Genomic DNA, 12,750 nt, shown 5'->3' on the forward strand with positions numbered 1-12,750 from the left:
CTTGCGATCCGTCCCCTCGGCCCTGGCGGGCCTGGGGAGACCCCATGCACCAGACCCCGCTCCCTGATCCGGCCTGACCCAAACGAAAGACCCTAGAGGACGTACACGGGGCGGTGTCCGGATGCGGCCCGGGAGATCCGGGCCGGCCGCCGGTCACTTGTCGATGTCGCCGACGACGAAGAACAGCGAGCCCAGGATGGCCACCATGTCGGCGACCAGCGTGCCGGGCAGCAGCTCGGTCAGCGCCTGGATGTTGTTGAACGACGCCGAGCGGAGCTTGAGGCGGTACGGGGTCTTCTCGCCCTTGGAGACCAGGTAGTAGCCGTTGATGCCGAGAGGGTTCTCGGTCCAGGCGTACGTATGGCCCTCCGGGGCCTTGAGGACCTTCGGCAGCCGCTGGTTGACCGGCCCCGGGGGAAGCTCCGCGAGCCGGTCGAGGCAGGCGTCGGCGAGCTCCAGGGAGTTGTGCGTCTGGTCGAGGAGGCACTCGAACCGGGCCAGGCAGTCGCCCTCCTGCCGGGTGACGACCTTGAGCGTGTCCTGAAGCTCTCCGTAGGCCAGGTACGGCTCGTCGCGGCGCAGGTCGAAGTCGACGCCGGAGGCGCGGGCGATGGGCCCCGAGACGCCGTAGGCGTGCGCGGTCTCCCGGCTCAGGACGCCGATGCCACGGGTGCGTCCCCGGAAGATCTCGTTGCCGAGGACCAGCTTGTCGTACACGTCCATCCGGGACCGGACGTCGGCCACGGCCGCGCGCGCCCGGTCCTGCCAGCCGGCCGGCAGGTCCTCCTTGAGGCCGCCGACCCGGTTGAACATGTAGTGCATCCGGCCGCCGGAGACCTCCTCCATCACGGCCTGGAGCTCCTCGCGCTCCCGGAAGGCGTAGAAGACCGGGGTGATACCGCCCAGTTCGAGGGGGTAGGACCCCAGGAACATGAGGTGGTTGAGCACCCGGTTCAGCTCCGCGAGCAGCGTACGGGTCCACACGGCGCGCTCGGGGACCTCCATGCCGAGCATCCGCTCAACCGCCATCACGACACCGAGCTCGTTGGAGAAGGCCGACAGCCAGTCGTGGCGGTTGGCGAGCATGATGATCTGGCGGTAGTCGCGCGCCTCGAAGAGCTTCTCGGCGCCGCGGTGCATGTAGCCGATGACCGGCTCGGCGTGCCGGATGACCTCGCCGTCCAGGACCAGCCGGAGGCGGAGCACGCCATGGGTCGAGGGATGCTGCGGCCCGATGTTCAGCACCATGTCGGTGCTCTCCGCCGCCCCGCCGATTCCGACCGTCGTCTCCGTCATGGGCACAGTATCCCCCGCCCCTCCACCGCCGTGGGCGGCCGTCCCACCGGCGGTCCCCGTGGACGCAGTCCCACGGGCCCGGCTCAGGCCCGGCGGCCCGACACCCGCTGGGTGAGCCACAGGAAGTCCCCCAGACCGCCCCGGGCGGTGAGCTCCGCCGCCTCCCCCGCCGAGGCCAGCGCCCGCACGTACGCCGCCGGATCGCTCGACGCCAGGGACAGCGGCGGCCTTCCGCCGCTCACCCCCAGCCCCCGCAGCGCCTCCCGCTGGGTCGTCAGCTCGGCCCCGGGGCCGCCCGCCGCGGCGACCGCGTCCAGCGCCACGTGCGAGGTCAGGTCGCACGACCCGTCCGGCACCGCCGGAACCTCCCGCCCCGCGCGGAACCCGGTCAGCGTCCCGAAGGGCGGCCTGGCCCCCCGTACATGGGCGTAGTCCACCGCCACCGCGAGGCCGGCCTCCAGCGCGCCCACCGCGCGCGCCCACGCCTCGTCCCGCGGGCGCCCGATCTCGGCCCGCTCGCCCGGCTCCCGCAGCGGCCACCACCGCTCCAGCCACTGCGCGTCCCGGCCCGTGACCGCCTCGCCGAGCCGTTCCGTGCCGTCGGCCCGCACCTCGACATAGCGCGCAGTCCCCGACGTGTCGGCCTGGGCGACGTCCACCGGCACGTTGTCCAGCCACTCGTTCGCGAAGAGCAGCCCGCGCACCCCTTCCGGCACCCGGTCCGTCCAGGCGATCCGCGGGTCGAGCCCGGCGGGGCGGGCGGCGCGCTCGACGCCGTACGGACGTACCGAAAGCCCCGCCGGAGCGGCGGCCAGCACCCCCGTCAACAGCTCGCCCCGCCCAGCGCCCACGTCCACCAGCGCGATCTCGTCCGTGCCGAGTTCGAGCGCCGTGTTTGTCAGCAGCCGGGCGACGGCGTCGGCGAAGAGGGGGGAGGCGTGCACCGAGGTGCGGAAGTGCCCGGCCGGGCCCTCGGGGCGCAGATAGAAGCCGCCCGGCCCGTACAGCGCCCGCTCGGCGGCCTCCCGCCAGCCCCGCCAGCCGCGCTGCCCGTCCGGCCATTGACACGTCTCATCCGTCACGTGCCCCAGTCTCCACCTTGCGGAGTACGGCCTTCCCGCCAAGGATCGCCCCCACGGTTGACCCCTGCACCTATCCGCCTTCCCTACGCTGGGTCACGTGCAGCGCGTCTACGACTTCATCCGCAGACACCCGACGGGCGTCGACAGCTTCTGGGCCGCCGTCCTCCTCGGGTTCTCCCTGCTGTGGGTCGGGTCGACCTACCCGGCGGTCGAGGAGCCCGCCGCGCACGGCGTCGTCGCCGCGCTGCTCTCGCTGGTCGTCGCGCTGCGCCGGCGCGCGCCCGAGAAGATGCTGCTGCTCGCGGTCGCCCTGGGGCTCGCCCAGCTCGCCTTCGGGCTGATGCCGTTCGTCGCCGACTTCGCGATGCTGGTGATCATCTACACGGTCGCCGCGCACGACGGTCCGCGCTGGGCCTCCCGCCTCGCGCTGGCCGGCGGCCTGAGCGCCGCCACGCTCTCCCAGCTGAGATGGCCGATGGAGGGCGAGGGCTCGGCGCTCGCCAAGGTGTTCTTCACGGTGATCATGACGGTGCCGTTCGCCCTCGCCTGGGTGCTCGGCGACTCCCTGCGCACCCGCCGCGCCTACTTCGCGCAGCTGGAGGAGCGCGCCACGCGCCTGGAGCAGGAGCGCGAGGCGCAGTCCAAGGTCGCGGTGGCCGCCGAGCGCGCCCGGATCGCCCGCGAGCTGCACGACGTCGTCGCCCACAACGTCTCCGTCATGGTGGTGCAGGCCGACGGCGCCGCCTATGTCATGGACGCCTCGCCGGAGCAGGCCAAGCAGGCCCTGGAGACCATCTCCTCCACCGGCCGGCAGGCGCTGGCCGAGATGCGCCGGCTCCTCGGGATCCTGCGCACCGGTGAGCACGAGGAGGCGGGGGAGTACGTGCCCCAGCCCGACGTCCAGCAGATCGAGGATCTGGTGGACCAGGTCCGCGGAGCCGGTCTGACCGTCGACTTCAAGGTCGAGGGCACGCCCCGGCCGCTGCCCAGCGGCGTCGAGCTCACGGCGTACCGGATCGTGCAGGAAGCCCTCACCAACACCCGCAAGCACGGCGGCCCCGAAGCCGGGGCCAGTGTCCGTCTGGTGTACTTCGACGACGGGCTCGGCCTGCTCGTCGAGGACGACGGGCGGGGCGCGACCACGGAGATGTACGAGGACGGCGGCGCCGACGGCCGGGGCCACGGCCTGATCGGCATGCGGGAGCGGGTCGGCATGGTCGGCGGCACCCTTGACGCGGGACCCCGCCCCGGCGGCGGCTTCCGTATCAGCGCCCTGCTCCCTTTGAAGCCCGCCCACTGAGCCCGCGCACGTGGCATCTCCCCGAGCCCCTTGGCCCACCGACGAACCGAAGGAACCCTCCATGTCCATCCGCGTGATGCTCGTCGACGACCAGGTGCTGCTGCGCACCGGATTCCGCATGGTGCTGGCCGCCCAGCCGGACATGGAGGTCGTGGCCGAGGCCGGCGACGGGGTGGAGGCGCTGGAGGTGCTGCGGTCCACGGCCGTGGACGTGGTGCTGATGGACGTACGGATGCCCAAGCTGGACGGGGTCGAGGCGACCCGGCGGATCTGCTCGCAGCCCGACGCGCCGAAGGTGCTGATCCTGACCACGTTCGACCTCGACGAGTACGCCTTCTCCGGGCTGAAGGCCGGGGCGAGCGGCTTCATGCTCAAGGACGTGCCGCCCGCTGAGCTGCTGGGCGCGATCCGCTCGGTGCACAGCGGGGACGCGGTGGTGGCCCCGTCGACCACGCGCCGGCTGCTCGACCGCTTCTCGCCGATGCTGCCCTCGTCGGGCAAGGAGCCCCAGCACAAGGAGATCGAGAGGCTCACCGAGCGCGAGCGCGAGGTGATGATGCTGGTCGCGCAGGGTCTGTCGAACGGTGAGATCGCCGCGCGGCTGGTCCTGTCCGAGGCGACGGTGAAGACGCACGTCGGCCGGATCCTGACCAAGCTGGACCTGCGCGACCGGGTGCAGGTCGTGGTCCTGGCGTACGAGACGGGCCTGGTGCGGGCCGGCGGCGGAGCGGTCTGACCCGGCGCCGCCCCGGTCGCGGCACCACGGCGGGATCACCCCACGCGCGCGAGGAAGGCGCCCACCGCCTCGCGTACGTCGTCCTTCGTCCAGGACAGTCCCGGCTCCCCGACCGTCACCTCCGTCACCGCCACCCCGGGCGGCCCGCCCGTCCCCGGCGAGGACCAGCGGCGGAAGAGCACCGTGTCCGTCTCCACCGTGAGGGCCAGCGACGCCGCCGTGAGAAGGTCCGCATCGTACGGGAGCCACACCTGGAACTGGTGGGTGTGCGGGGGCTCGGGGTGGACCCGGAACCACGGCACCCCCGCCTCCTCGAAGCCCGCCCGCAGTCCGTCCGCCACCACGCGCGCGTGCGCCACGTACGAGGGAAGCCTCGGCAGCTCCACGGCGAGGCCCCTCAGCGCCGCCACCGCCGCGGGGAACTGCTGGAAGACCAGCCCCCCGTACCGGTGGAGCCACACCCGCGCCTCCTCCATCACCTCCTCGGGGCCGGCCAGCGCGGCCCCCGAGATGCCGCCCAGCGACTTGTAGAAGGACACGTACACGGTGTCGGCGAGGCCGGCGATCTCCCGCAGACCGCGCCCGAAGTGAGGGGCGCACTCCCACAACCGCGCGCCGTCGAAGTGCACCACTGCGTCACGTTCACGCGCCGCGTCCACGACGTCCACCAGTTCGTCCCAGGTCGGCAGCGTGAAACCGGCGTCCCGCAGCGGCAGCTCCAGCATCAGCGTCCCGAAGGGCTCCGGGTGGGTCCGTACCTCCTCGGCCGTCGGCAGCCGGGGCTCGTCCGTCGGATGGACCGTGCGCAGCCCGCTCACCGCTCCGAGCGCACCGCGCTCGTGGACCTCCGGGTGCGAGAGGGGGTGCAGGGCGACGACCGGGCTGCCGGTCCGCCCCGACCAGCAGCGCAGCGCCACCTGCTGGGCCATCGTGCCGGTCGGGAAGAACACCGCGGCGGGGAGGCCCAGCGTGTCGGCGACCCGCCGCTCGACCTCCCCGACCGGGCCGCCGCCGTAGGTGTCGACCAGCTCGTGCGGGTCCATGAGCGTGCGGCCCCGCCGCGCCAGCTCCGTCAGCTCGGCCAGCCGTTCGCCGACCGACGCCTCCGCCGGCGAGCGCCACAGCGCCCGCCCGGCGCCCGACCACACCGAGGCCCGGTACCGTTTCGCGTCCTGCTCCGACTCGTCCATCCGCCGATCATCACACTGGCGCCCACACCCTGTGGACAGGCACGGAGGGGCGCGAAACGCTGGCGTAGCATGACGAGAAATCGTCCGGTACCCCCCGCGGACTGGAACGGAAGGCCGTTGCCGCGTGAACCAAGCTGCAGAACCCCGAGCGGAAGACCGTCCCGCGCGACTCACCGTCGGAGTCGTCGGGGCCGGCCGCGTGGGGCCCGCCCTCGCCGCCTGCCTGCGGCTGGCGGGGCACCGCCCCGTCGCCGTCTCCGCGGTCTCCGACGCGTCCGTGCGCCGCGCCGCGACCCTGCTCCCTGACGTGCCGATCATGTCGCCCGCCCAGGTGCTCGCCCATGCCGACCTGGTCCTGCTGACGGTCCCGGACGACGCCCTGCCGGGCCTGGTCGAGGGCCTCGCCGAGACCGGGGCCGTCCGGCCCGGGCAGATCCTGGTGCACACCTCCGGGCGGTACGGAGTGAAGGTCCTGGACGCCGCCCGCCGCGCCGGCGCGCTGCCCCTCGCCCTGCACCCGGCCATGACCTTCACCGGGACCTCGGTCGACGTGCAGCGGCTGGCCGGCTGCTCCTTCGGCGTCACCGCGCCCGAGGAGCTGCGGCTGGCCGCCGAGGCCCTGGTGATCGAGATGGGCGGCGAGCCCGAGTGGATCGCGGAGGAGGCCCGCCCGCTCTACCACGCGGCCCTCGCCCTCGGCGCCAACCACCTGGTCACGCTGGTGGCCCAGTCCCTGGACCTGCTCCGTACGGCCGGGGTCGCCGCCCCCGACCGGATGCTCGGCCCGCTCCTGGGCGCCGCCCTGGACAACGCCCTGCGCTCCGGTGACGCGGCCCTCACCGGCCCCGTCGCGCGCGGGGACGCCGGCACGGTCGCCGCCCACGTCGCCGAGCTGCGCAAGCACGCCCCCGGCACGGTCGCCGGCTATCTGGCGATGGCCCGCACGACCGCGGACCGGGCGCTCGCGCGCGGTCTGCTCAAGCCCGAGCTGGCCGAGGACCTGCTGGGCGTGCTCGCCGACACCTCGGCGGCCGCCGCCGGTACCGCCGGTGACGCCGACGGGCCGCAAGGAGACGACCGATGAACCTGTTCGCCCGTGACCATGCCGCCGGCGCCACCCGCCACCAGCCGGCCGAGCTGATCCCCGCGGTCGAGGAGCTCCACGACGCCCTCGCCCACCGGAGTGCGCCGGGGCGCACGGCCGTGGTCATGACCATGGGCGCACTCCACGAGGGCCACGCCACCCTGATCCGTGCCGCGCGCGAGCGCGTCGGCGGCGAGGGGTTCGTCGTCGTCACCGTCTTCGTCAACCCGCTCCAGTTCGGCGCCGGCGAGGACCTCGACCGCTACCCGCGCACGCTGGAGGCCGACCTGGAACTGGCCTTCGCCGCGGGCGCGAGCGCCGTCTTCGCCCCCTCCGCCGAGGAGGTCTACCCCGGCGGGGAGCCCCAGGTCCGGATCACCGCCGGACCCATGGGGGAGCGCCTCGAGGGCGCCTCCCGCCCCGGGCACTTCGACGGCATGCTCACCGTCGTCGCCAAGCTCCTCCACCTCACCCGCCCCGACGTGGCCTTCTTCGGCCAGAAGGACGCCCAGCAGCTGGCCCTCATCCGCCGGATGGTCCGCGATCTGAACTTCCCGGTCGAGATCGTCGGCGTGCCGACCGTCCGCGAGAGCGACGGCCTCGCGCTCTCCAGCCGCAACCGCTACCTCTCCACCGCCGAGCGCCGCACCGCGCTCGCCCTGTCCCGGGCGCTGTTCGCCGCGAGCGACCGGCTCGCCGCCCAGCAGGCGCTGCGCGCGCGTGCCGCGTCGCTGCCCGGCTCGGAGAGCCGCGCCGAGGCGCTCTCCCGGCTCGGCGAGGCCCGCGCGGCGGCCGACGCGCACGCCGTCGCCCAGGCCACCGCCACCGAGTGGGGCGGCGCCGACGCCGTACGGGCGGCGGCCCGCGCCGTCCTCGACGACGCGGCGAAGGCCGACCCGCCGCTCGTCCTGGACTATCTCGCCCTCGTCGACCCGGCCGACTTCACCGACGTCGCCGACGACCACCACGGCGAGGCGATCCTCGCCGTCGCCGCGCGCGTGGGCACCACGCGGCTGATCGACAACATCCCGCTGACGTTCGGAGCCACCAAGTGACCGGAATACGGCTGCACGCGCCCGCGCCGGGCTGGGCCATCGACGCCGACGTCGTCGTGGTCGGCTCCGGCGTCGCCGGCCTGACCGCCGCCCTGCGCTGCACCGCCGCCGGACTGCGTACGGTCGTCGTCACCAAGGCCCGCCTGGACGACGGCTCCACCCGCTGGGCCCAGGGCGGCATAGCCGCCGCGCTCGGCGAGGGCGACACCCCCGAGCAGCACCTGGACGACACGCTCGTCGCGGGCGCCGGGCTCTGCGACGAGCAGGCCGTGCACGCCCTGGTCACCGAGGGCCCCGACGCCGTCCGCCGGCTCATCGCCACCGGCGCCGACTTCGACAAGACCTCCGAGGGCGAGATCGCCCTGACCCGCGAGGGCGGTCACCACCGCCGCCGGATCGCCCACGCCGGCGGCGACGCCACCGGCGCCGAGATCTCCCGCGCGCTCGTCGAGGCGATACGCGACCGGGGCGTGCGCACCATCGAGCACGCGCTCGTCCTGGACCTCCTCACGGACGCCGAGGGCCGCACGGCGGGCGTGACCCTGCACGTCATGGGCGAGGGCCAGCACGACGGCGTCGGCGCCGTCCACGCCCCCGCCGTGGTCCTCGCCACCGGCGGCATGGGCCAGGTCTTCTCCGCCACCACCAACCCGGCCGTCTCCACCGGCGATGGGGTCGCGCTCGCGCTGCGCGCCGGGGCCGAGGTCTCCGACCTCGAGTTCGTCCAGTTCCACCCCACGGTGCTCTTCCTCGGTGCCGACGCCGAGGGCCAGCAGCCGCTGGTCTCCGAGGCGGTACGCGGAGAGGGCGCCCACCTCGTCGACGCGGACGGGGTCCGCTTCATGCTCGGCCAGCACGAGCTGGCGGAACTCGCCCCCCGCGACATCGTCGCCAAGGCGATCACGCGCCGCATGCGGGAGCGGGGCACCGAGCACATGTACCTCGACGCCCGGCACTTCGGCGCGGAGATGTGGGAGCACCGCTTCCCCACGATCCTGGCCGCCTGCCGCGCCCACGGCATCGACCCGGTCACCGAGCCGATCCCGGTCGCCCCCGCGGCCCACTACGCCTCCGGCGGGGTCCGCACCGACCTGCGGGGCCGGACCACCGTCCCGGGCCTCTACGCCTGCGGCGAGGTGGCCTGTACGGGCGTGCACGGCGCCAACCGGCTGGCCTCCAACTCCCTCCTGGAGGGTCTGGTCTTCGCCGAGCGCATCGCCGAGGACATCACGGCCCGCACCGCGCGCGTGCCGGGCACCCCCGTGCCGCACCCGGCGCCGGTCATCCTCCCGCTGCCGGTCGCCGGCGCCCGCACCCGTATCCAGCGGATCATGACCGCCGGAGCCGGAGTGCTCCGCTCCGCGGCGAGTCTGCGCGAGGCAGCCGAGGCCCTGGACGCCCTCCACACGGACGCCCTCGCGGGCGGCACCGACGACTCGAAGGCCACCGAGCCCGGCGTCGAGTCCTGGGAGACCACCAACCTCCTCTGCGTCGCCCGCGTCCTCGTCGCGGCCGCCCGCCGCCGGGAGGAGACCCGCGGCTGCCACTGGCGCGAGGACCACCCCGAGCGCGACGACACGGCCTGGCGCCGCCATCTCGTCGTACGCCTCACCCCGGAGCGGGCCCTCGACGTCCGGCCCACCGAGAACCATGACTTTCCCCCCACCGCCGCCGACGCACCCAGGGAGCCGTAACCGTGAGCACGCCGAGCACCCCCGAAGAAGAACGCCCGCAGCCCGTGGACGTACCCCTGATCCAGATCAGCGCGCCCGGCACGGCCGCGGCGGACGCGGGCGGCTGCGGTGACGGCTGCGGCTGCGCCGACGGCGACGAGGTGTACGAGTGCGGGCTCGACCCCGCCCTCGCGCAGCTGCTCGCCGACACGGGGCTCGACCCCGTCCAGGTCGAGGACATCGCCCACCTGGCCATCGAGGAGGACCTCGACGGCGGGGTGGACGTGACCACGGTCGCGACCGTCCCCGAGGACGCCGTCGCCACCGCCGACTTCACCGCGCGCGAGGCCGGCGTCGTGGCCGGCCTGCGGGTCGCCGAGGCGATCCTGTCCATCGTCTGCACCGAGACCTTCGAGGTCGAGCGGCACGTGGAGGACGGCGAGCGGGTCGAGGCCGGCCAGAAGCTGCTGTCGGTCACCACGCGCACCCGCGACCTGCTCACCGGTGAGCGCAGCGCGCTGAACATCCTGTGCCGTCTCTCCGGGATCGCCACCGCCACGCGCGCGTGGGCGGACGCCCTGGAGGGCACCGGGGCCCGGGTCCGCGACACCCGCAAGACCACACCGGGCCTGCGCGCCCTGGAGAAGTACGCGGTGCGCTGCGGCGGTGGCGTCAACCACCGCATGTCGCTCTCCGACGCGGCCCTGGTGAAGGACAACCACGTGGTGGCCGCCGGCGGCGTGGCGCAGGCGTTCAAGGCCGTACGGGAGCTCTTCCCGGACCTGCCCATCGAGGTCGAGGTGGACACGCTGCACCAGGTCCGCGAGGTCCTGGACGCGGGCGCGGACCTGATCCTGCTCGACAACTTCACCCCCATGGAGACCGAGGAGGCGGTCGCTCTCGTCGCGGGCCGTGCCGCCCTGGAGTCCTCCGGCCGTCTCACGCTGGAGAACGCCGCGGCCTACGCGGCCACCGGCGTGGACTACCTCGCGGTCGGCGGGCTCACGCACTCGTCCCCGATCCTGGACATCGGCCTGGACCTGCGCGACGCCCCAGGGGCGGCTGTCTGATGCTTCTGACCATCGACGTCGGCAACACGCACACCGTCCTCGGTCTCTTCGACGGCGAGGAGATCGTCGAGCACTGGCGCATCTCGACGGACCCGCGTCGCACCGCCGACGAGATGGCGGTCCTGCTCCAGGGCCTGATGGGCATGCATCCGCTGCTGGGCGTGGAGCTGAGCGACGGGATCGAGGGCATCGCGATCTGCGCGACGGTCCCCTCGGTCCTGCACGAGCTGCGCGAGGTGACGCGGCGCTACTACGGCGACGTTCCGGCCGTTCTCGTCGAGCCGGGCGTCAAGACCGGCGTCCCGATCCTCACGGACAATCCGAAGGAGGTCGGCGCGGACCGCATCATCAACGCGGTCGCGGCGGTCGAGCTGTACGGCGGGCCCGCCATCGTGGTCGACTTCGGGACGGCGACGACGTACGACGCGATCACCGCGCGCGGCGAGTACGCGGGCGGGGCGATCGCGCCGGGCATCGAGATCTCGGTGGAGGCGCTGGGGGTCCGCGGTGCCCAGCTCCGCAAGATCGAGCTGGCCCGGCCGCGCAGTGTGATCGGCAAGAACACGGTCGAGGCGATGCAGTCGGGCATCGTCTTCGGCTTCGCGGGCCAGGTCGACGGCGTGGTGGCCCGGATGAAGCGCGACCTCGTGGGCCGCGGCGGCGACCCGGCGGACGTGACGGTGATCGCGACGGGCGGCCTGGCGCCGATGGTCCTGGGCGAGGCGGCGCAGATCGACGAGCACGAGCCCTGGCTGACCCTGATCGGCCTCCGCCTGGTCTACGAGCGCAACGTGTCCCGGATGTAGGCGGCGGGGCCTCCGGGCCCCGTCCCGTGTCCCGCCGCCCGCACGGCGGGCAACGCGCCCGGGGGATGATCGGTAAACGAAATTTGTCCGATTAGCGCGTATTGTCACCTCATGCCCACGCCATACGGATCCCGCGGCGGCATGGCGTTCAGCGCGGACGAGCTGCGTGTGCTCCGCCGCGCCCTTGCCACCGCCCTCCACCCTGCCCCCCTCCACGAGGAGGACGTCCAGGACTGCCTGCGCCTCGCCGAATCCGTGGACGACGCCGTCCGCGAGGCCGGCCGGCTGCGGGCCTTCCTCCTCGGCGACCTGGCCCGCTACCGCGAGGCCCTGCCCGGCTCGCTCCCCGGCTACCTCGAGCTCCTCCAGGACGCCCTGGCCGCCGGGTACGACCCCGCCGCGGACGACCTCGCCGCCCTGCGGGCCCTGCGCGGCAACCCCCGCGCCGCCGCGCTCCTGGAGCGCTGCCAGGTCCTCGCGGAGCGCTCCGTGCGCGCCCGCCTCGCCCGGGTCTCCCAGGCGTCCGTGACCACCACCCCCGGCCCGCGCGCCCGGCTGCTCGCCCTGCCCGGCGGTCGCGCCGCCGACGAGCCCAAGCCGAGGCCGACGCCACCGCCCGCGCCCGCCGAGCGCCCGGTGCCCAAGCCCTCCGAGGTCTTTCCGCCGCGCCGGCGCCCCGTACCCCCGCCCCCACCCGAGGAACGCGTCGCCGGATAGCTACCCTGGACGCCATGGACTACGTATCCGCGCTCGTGCCCCCCGTCGTGATGGCCGCGTTCTTCACCGCTCTCGTGGTCACGATCGTCAAGAGCCAGGGCGGCCCGAACAAGGCCAAGGAGGACGCGGCCGTCGACGCCGCCCTCGCCCGCACCGAGGCCGGCCGCCAGACGGACGGCTCCACTCCGTAGCCACGGCTCCGGACCGCGCCACCGAGGACGTACGCCCGCTTTAGCGGCGTACGTCCTTTTTGTTGCGTTTGTTACGTCAATAGCCTGTGGTTCCGCCATCGCCCACTATGGTGGCGATGTGCCCCGTCAATTGGGAGAGCTCGAAGACGCCGTCATGACACGCGTCTGGCAATGGAACCGCCCGGTGACCGTCCGGGAAGTGCTGGAGGATCTCCAGCAGGAACGGTCCATCGCCTACACCACCGTCATGACGGTAATGGACAATCTCCATCAGAAGGGCTGGGTGCGCAGGGAAGTCGACGGCCGCGCCTATCGATATACCGCCGTCTCCACCCGTGCCGCCTACTCCGCCGCGCTGATGAACGAGGCGTGGTCCCGGAGCGACAACCCCGCCGCCGCCCTGGTCGCCTTCTTCGGCATGATGTCGCCCGAACAGCGGGAGGCCCTCAACGACGCCATCCGCATCGTGGGCCACAACACCGTCGACGCGCCGCCCCCACCCGCGGAGGGTGCCGACGGGACAGAGGGCCCGGGGCGATAACGTCCCCCC

General features: G+C 73.8%; 13 protein-coding genes. 10 read left to right on the forward strand and 3 right to left on the reverse strand.

The genetic code is table 11. The annotated features are described in order from the left end of the window. Positions 1-153 precede the first annotated feature (153 nt). Entirely contained in the window at positions 154-1,296 is a 1,143-nt protein-coding gene (locus ACWDX6_RS25945) for an NADH-quinone oxidoreductase subunit D (protein WP_451487291.1), read from the reverse strand. Between the two features lie 83 nt (positions 1,297-1,379). Continuing rightward, a complete protein-coding gene (locus tag ACWDX6_RS25950; RefSeq protein WP_451487292.1) occupies positions 1,380-2,378 on the reverse strand; it encodes an SAM-dependent methyltransferase in 999 nt (332 codons plus the stop codon). Between the two features lie 97 nt (positions 2,379-2,475). Here ACWDX6_RS25950 and ACWDX6_RS25955 point away from each other — a divergent pair, with 97 nt between their 5' ends. Further along, positions 2,476-3,678 (forward strand): sensor histidine kinase, encoded by a 1,203-nt coding sequence (locus ACWDX6_RS25955; RefSeq protein ID WP_451487293.1) that lies wholly within the window; start codon positions 2,476-2,478, stop codon positions 3,676-3,678. 61 nt (positions 3,679-3,739) lie between these two features. Further along, positions 3,740-4,414, forward strand: a complete 675-nt coding sequence (locus ACWDX6_RS25960; protein WP_451487294.1) for a response regulator — start codon at positions 3,740-3,742, stop codon at positions 4,412-4,414. Positions 4,415-4,449: 35 nt separating this feature from the next. Here ACWDX6_RS25960 and ACWDX6_RS25965 read toward each other — a convergent pair whose 3' ends face one another. Then, positions 4,450-5,604, reverse strand: a complete 1,155-nt coding sequence (locus ACWDX6_RS25965; RefSeq protein WP_451487295.1) for a threonine aldolase family protein — start codon at positions 5,602-5,604, stop codon at positions 4,450-4,452. 124 nt (positions 5,605-5,728) lie between these two features. Here ACWDX6_RS25965 and ACWDX6_RS25970 point away from each other — a divergent pair, with 124 nt between their 5' ends. From ACWDX6_RS25970 to ACWDX6_RS26005, 8 genes are all read left to right on the forward strand, one after another. Beyond that, entirely contained in the window at positions 5,729-6,688 is a 960-nt protein-coding gene (locus ACWDX6_RS25970; RefSeq protein ID WP_451487296.1) for a Rossmann-like and DUF2520 domain-containing protein, read from the forward strand. Then, positions 6,685-7,743, forward strand: coding sequence for a pantoate--beta-alanine ligase (gene panC / locus ACWDX6_RS25975; protein WP_451487297.1), 1,059 nt, complete (start codon positions 6,685-6,687; stop codon positions 7,741-7,743). The genes ACWDX6_RS25970 and panC overlap by 4 nt, the downstream gene beginning before the upstream one ends. Then, complete coding sequence (locus ACWDX6_RS25980) at positions 7,740-9,437, forward strand: L-aspartate oxidase (RefSeq protein ID WP_451487298.1); 1,698 nt, start codon at positions 7,740-7,742, stop codon at positions 9,435-9,437. Before panC ends, ACWDX6_RS25980 begins: the two co-directional genes overlap by 4 nt. Before the next feature lie 2 nt (positions 9,438-9,439). Continuing rightward, positions 9,440-10,486, forward strand: a complete 1,047-nt coding sequence (gene nadC / locus ACWDX6_RS25985) for a carboxylating nicotinate-nucleotide diphosphorylase (RefSeq protein ID WP_451487299.1) — start codon at positions 9,440-9,442, stop codon at positions 10,484-10,486. After that, positions 10,486-11,292 carry a type III pantothenate kinase gene (locus ACWDX6_RS25990; protein ID WP_403293944.1) on the forward strand — a complete coding sequence of 269 codons (807 nt, stop codon included), beginning with the start codon at positions 10,486-10,488 and terminating at the stop codon, positions 11,290-11,292. The genes nadC and ACWDX6_RS25990 overlap by 1 nt, the downstream gene beginning before the upstream one ends. Positions 11,293-11,433: 141 nt before the next feature. Then, positions 11,434-12,009 (forward strand): hypothetical protein, encoded by a 576-nt coding sequence (locus ACWDX6_RS25995; protein ID WP_451487328.1) that lies wholly within the window; start codon positions 11,434-11,436, stop codon positions 12,007-12,009. A 14-nt stretch (positions 12,010-12,023) separates the two neighbouring features. Continuing rightward, the gene (locus ACWDX6_RS26000) at positions 12,024-12,200 is read left to right on the forward strand and encodes a hypothetical protein (RefSeq protein WP_451487300.1); all 177 of its coding nucleotides are present in this window, start codon (positions 12,024-12,026) and stop codon (positions 12,198-12,200) included. A gap of 118 nt (positions 12,201-12,318) precedes the next feature. Then, entirely contained in the window at positions 12,319-12,741 is a 423-nt protein-coding gene (locus ACWDX6_RS26005) for a BlaI/MecI/CopY family transcriptional regulator (RefSeq protein WP_451487301.1), read from the forward strand. The last annotated feature ends 9 nt before the right edge of the window (positions 12,742-12,750 follow it).

The organism is Streptomyces sp. NPDC003027 (genome assembly GCF_053591435.1).

Bases quoted from the DNA above. Each gene is read 5' to 3' on its own strand.
- ACWDX6_RS25945 (WP_451487291.1), bottom strand. From the start codon at position 1,296: ATGACGGAGACGACGGTCGGAATCGGCGGGGCGGCGGAGAGCACCGAC.
- ACWDX6_RS25960 (WP_451487294.1), top strand. From the start codon at position 3,740: ATGTCCATCCGCGTGATGCTCGTCGACGACCAGGTGCTGCTGCGCACC.
- ACWDX6_RS25965 (WP_451487295.1), bottom strand. From the start codon at position 5,604: ATGGACGAGTCGGAGCAGGACGCGAAACGGTACCGGGCCTCGGTGTGG.
- panC (WP_451487297.1), top strand. From the start codon at position 6,685: ATGAACCTGTTCGCCCGTGACCATGCCGCCGGCGCCACCCGCCACCAG.
- ACWDX6_RS25990 (WP_403293944.1), top strand. From the start codon at position 10,486: ATGCTTCTGACCATCGACGTCGGCAACACGCACACCGTCCTCGGTCTC.
- ACWDX6_RS25995 (WP_451487328.1), top strand. From the start codon at position 11,434: ATGGCGTTCAGCGCGGACGAGCTGCGTGTGCTCCGCCGCGCCCTTGCC.
- ACWDX6_RS26000 (WP_451487300.1), top strand. From the start codon at position 12,024: ATGGACTACGTATCCGCGCTCGTGCCCCCCGTCGTGATGGCCGCGTTC.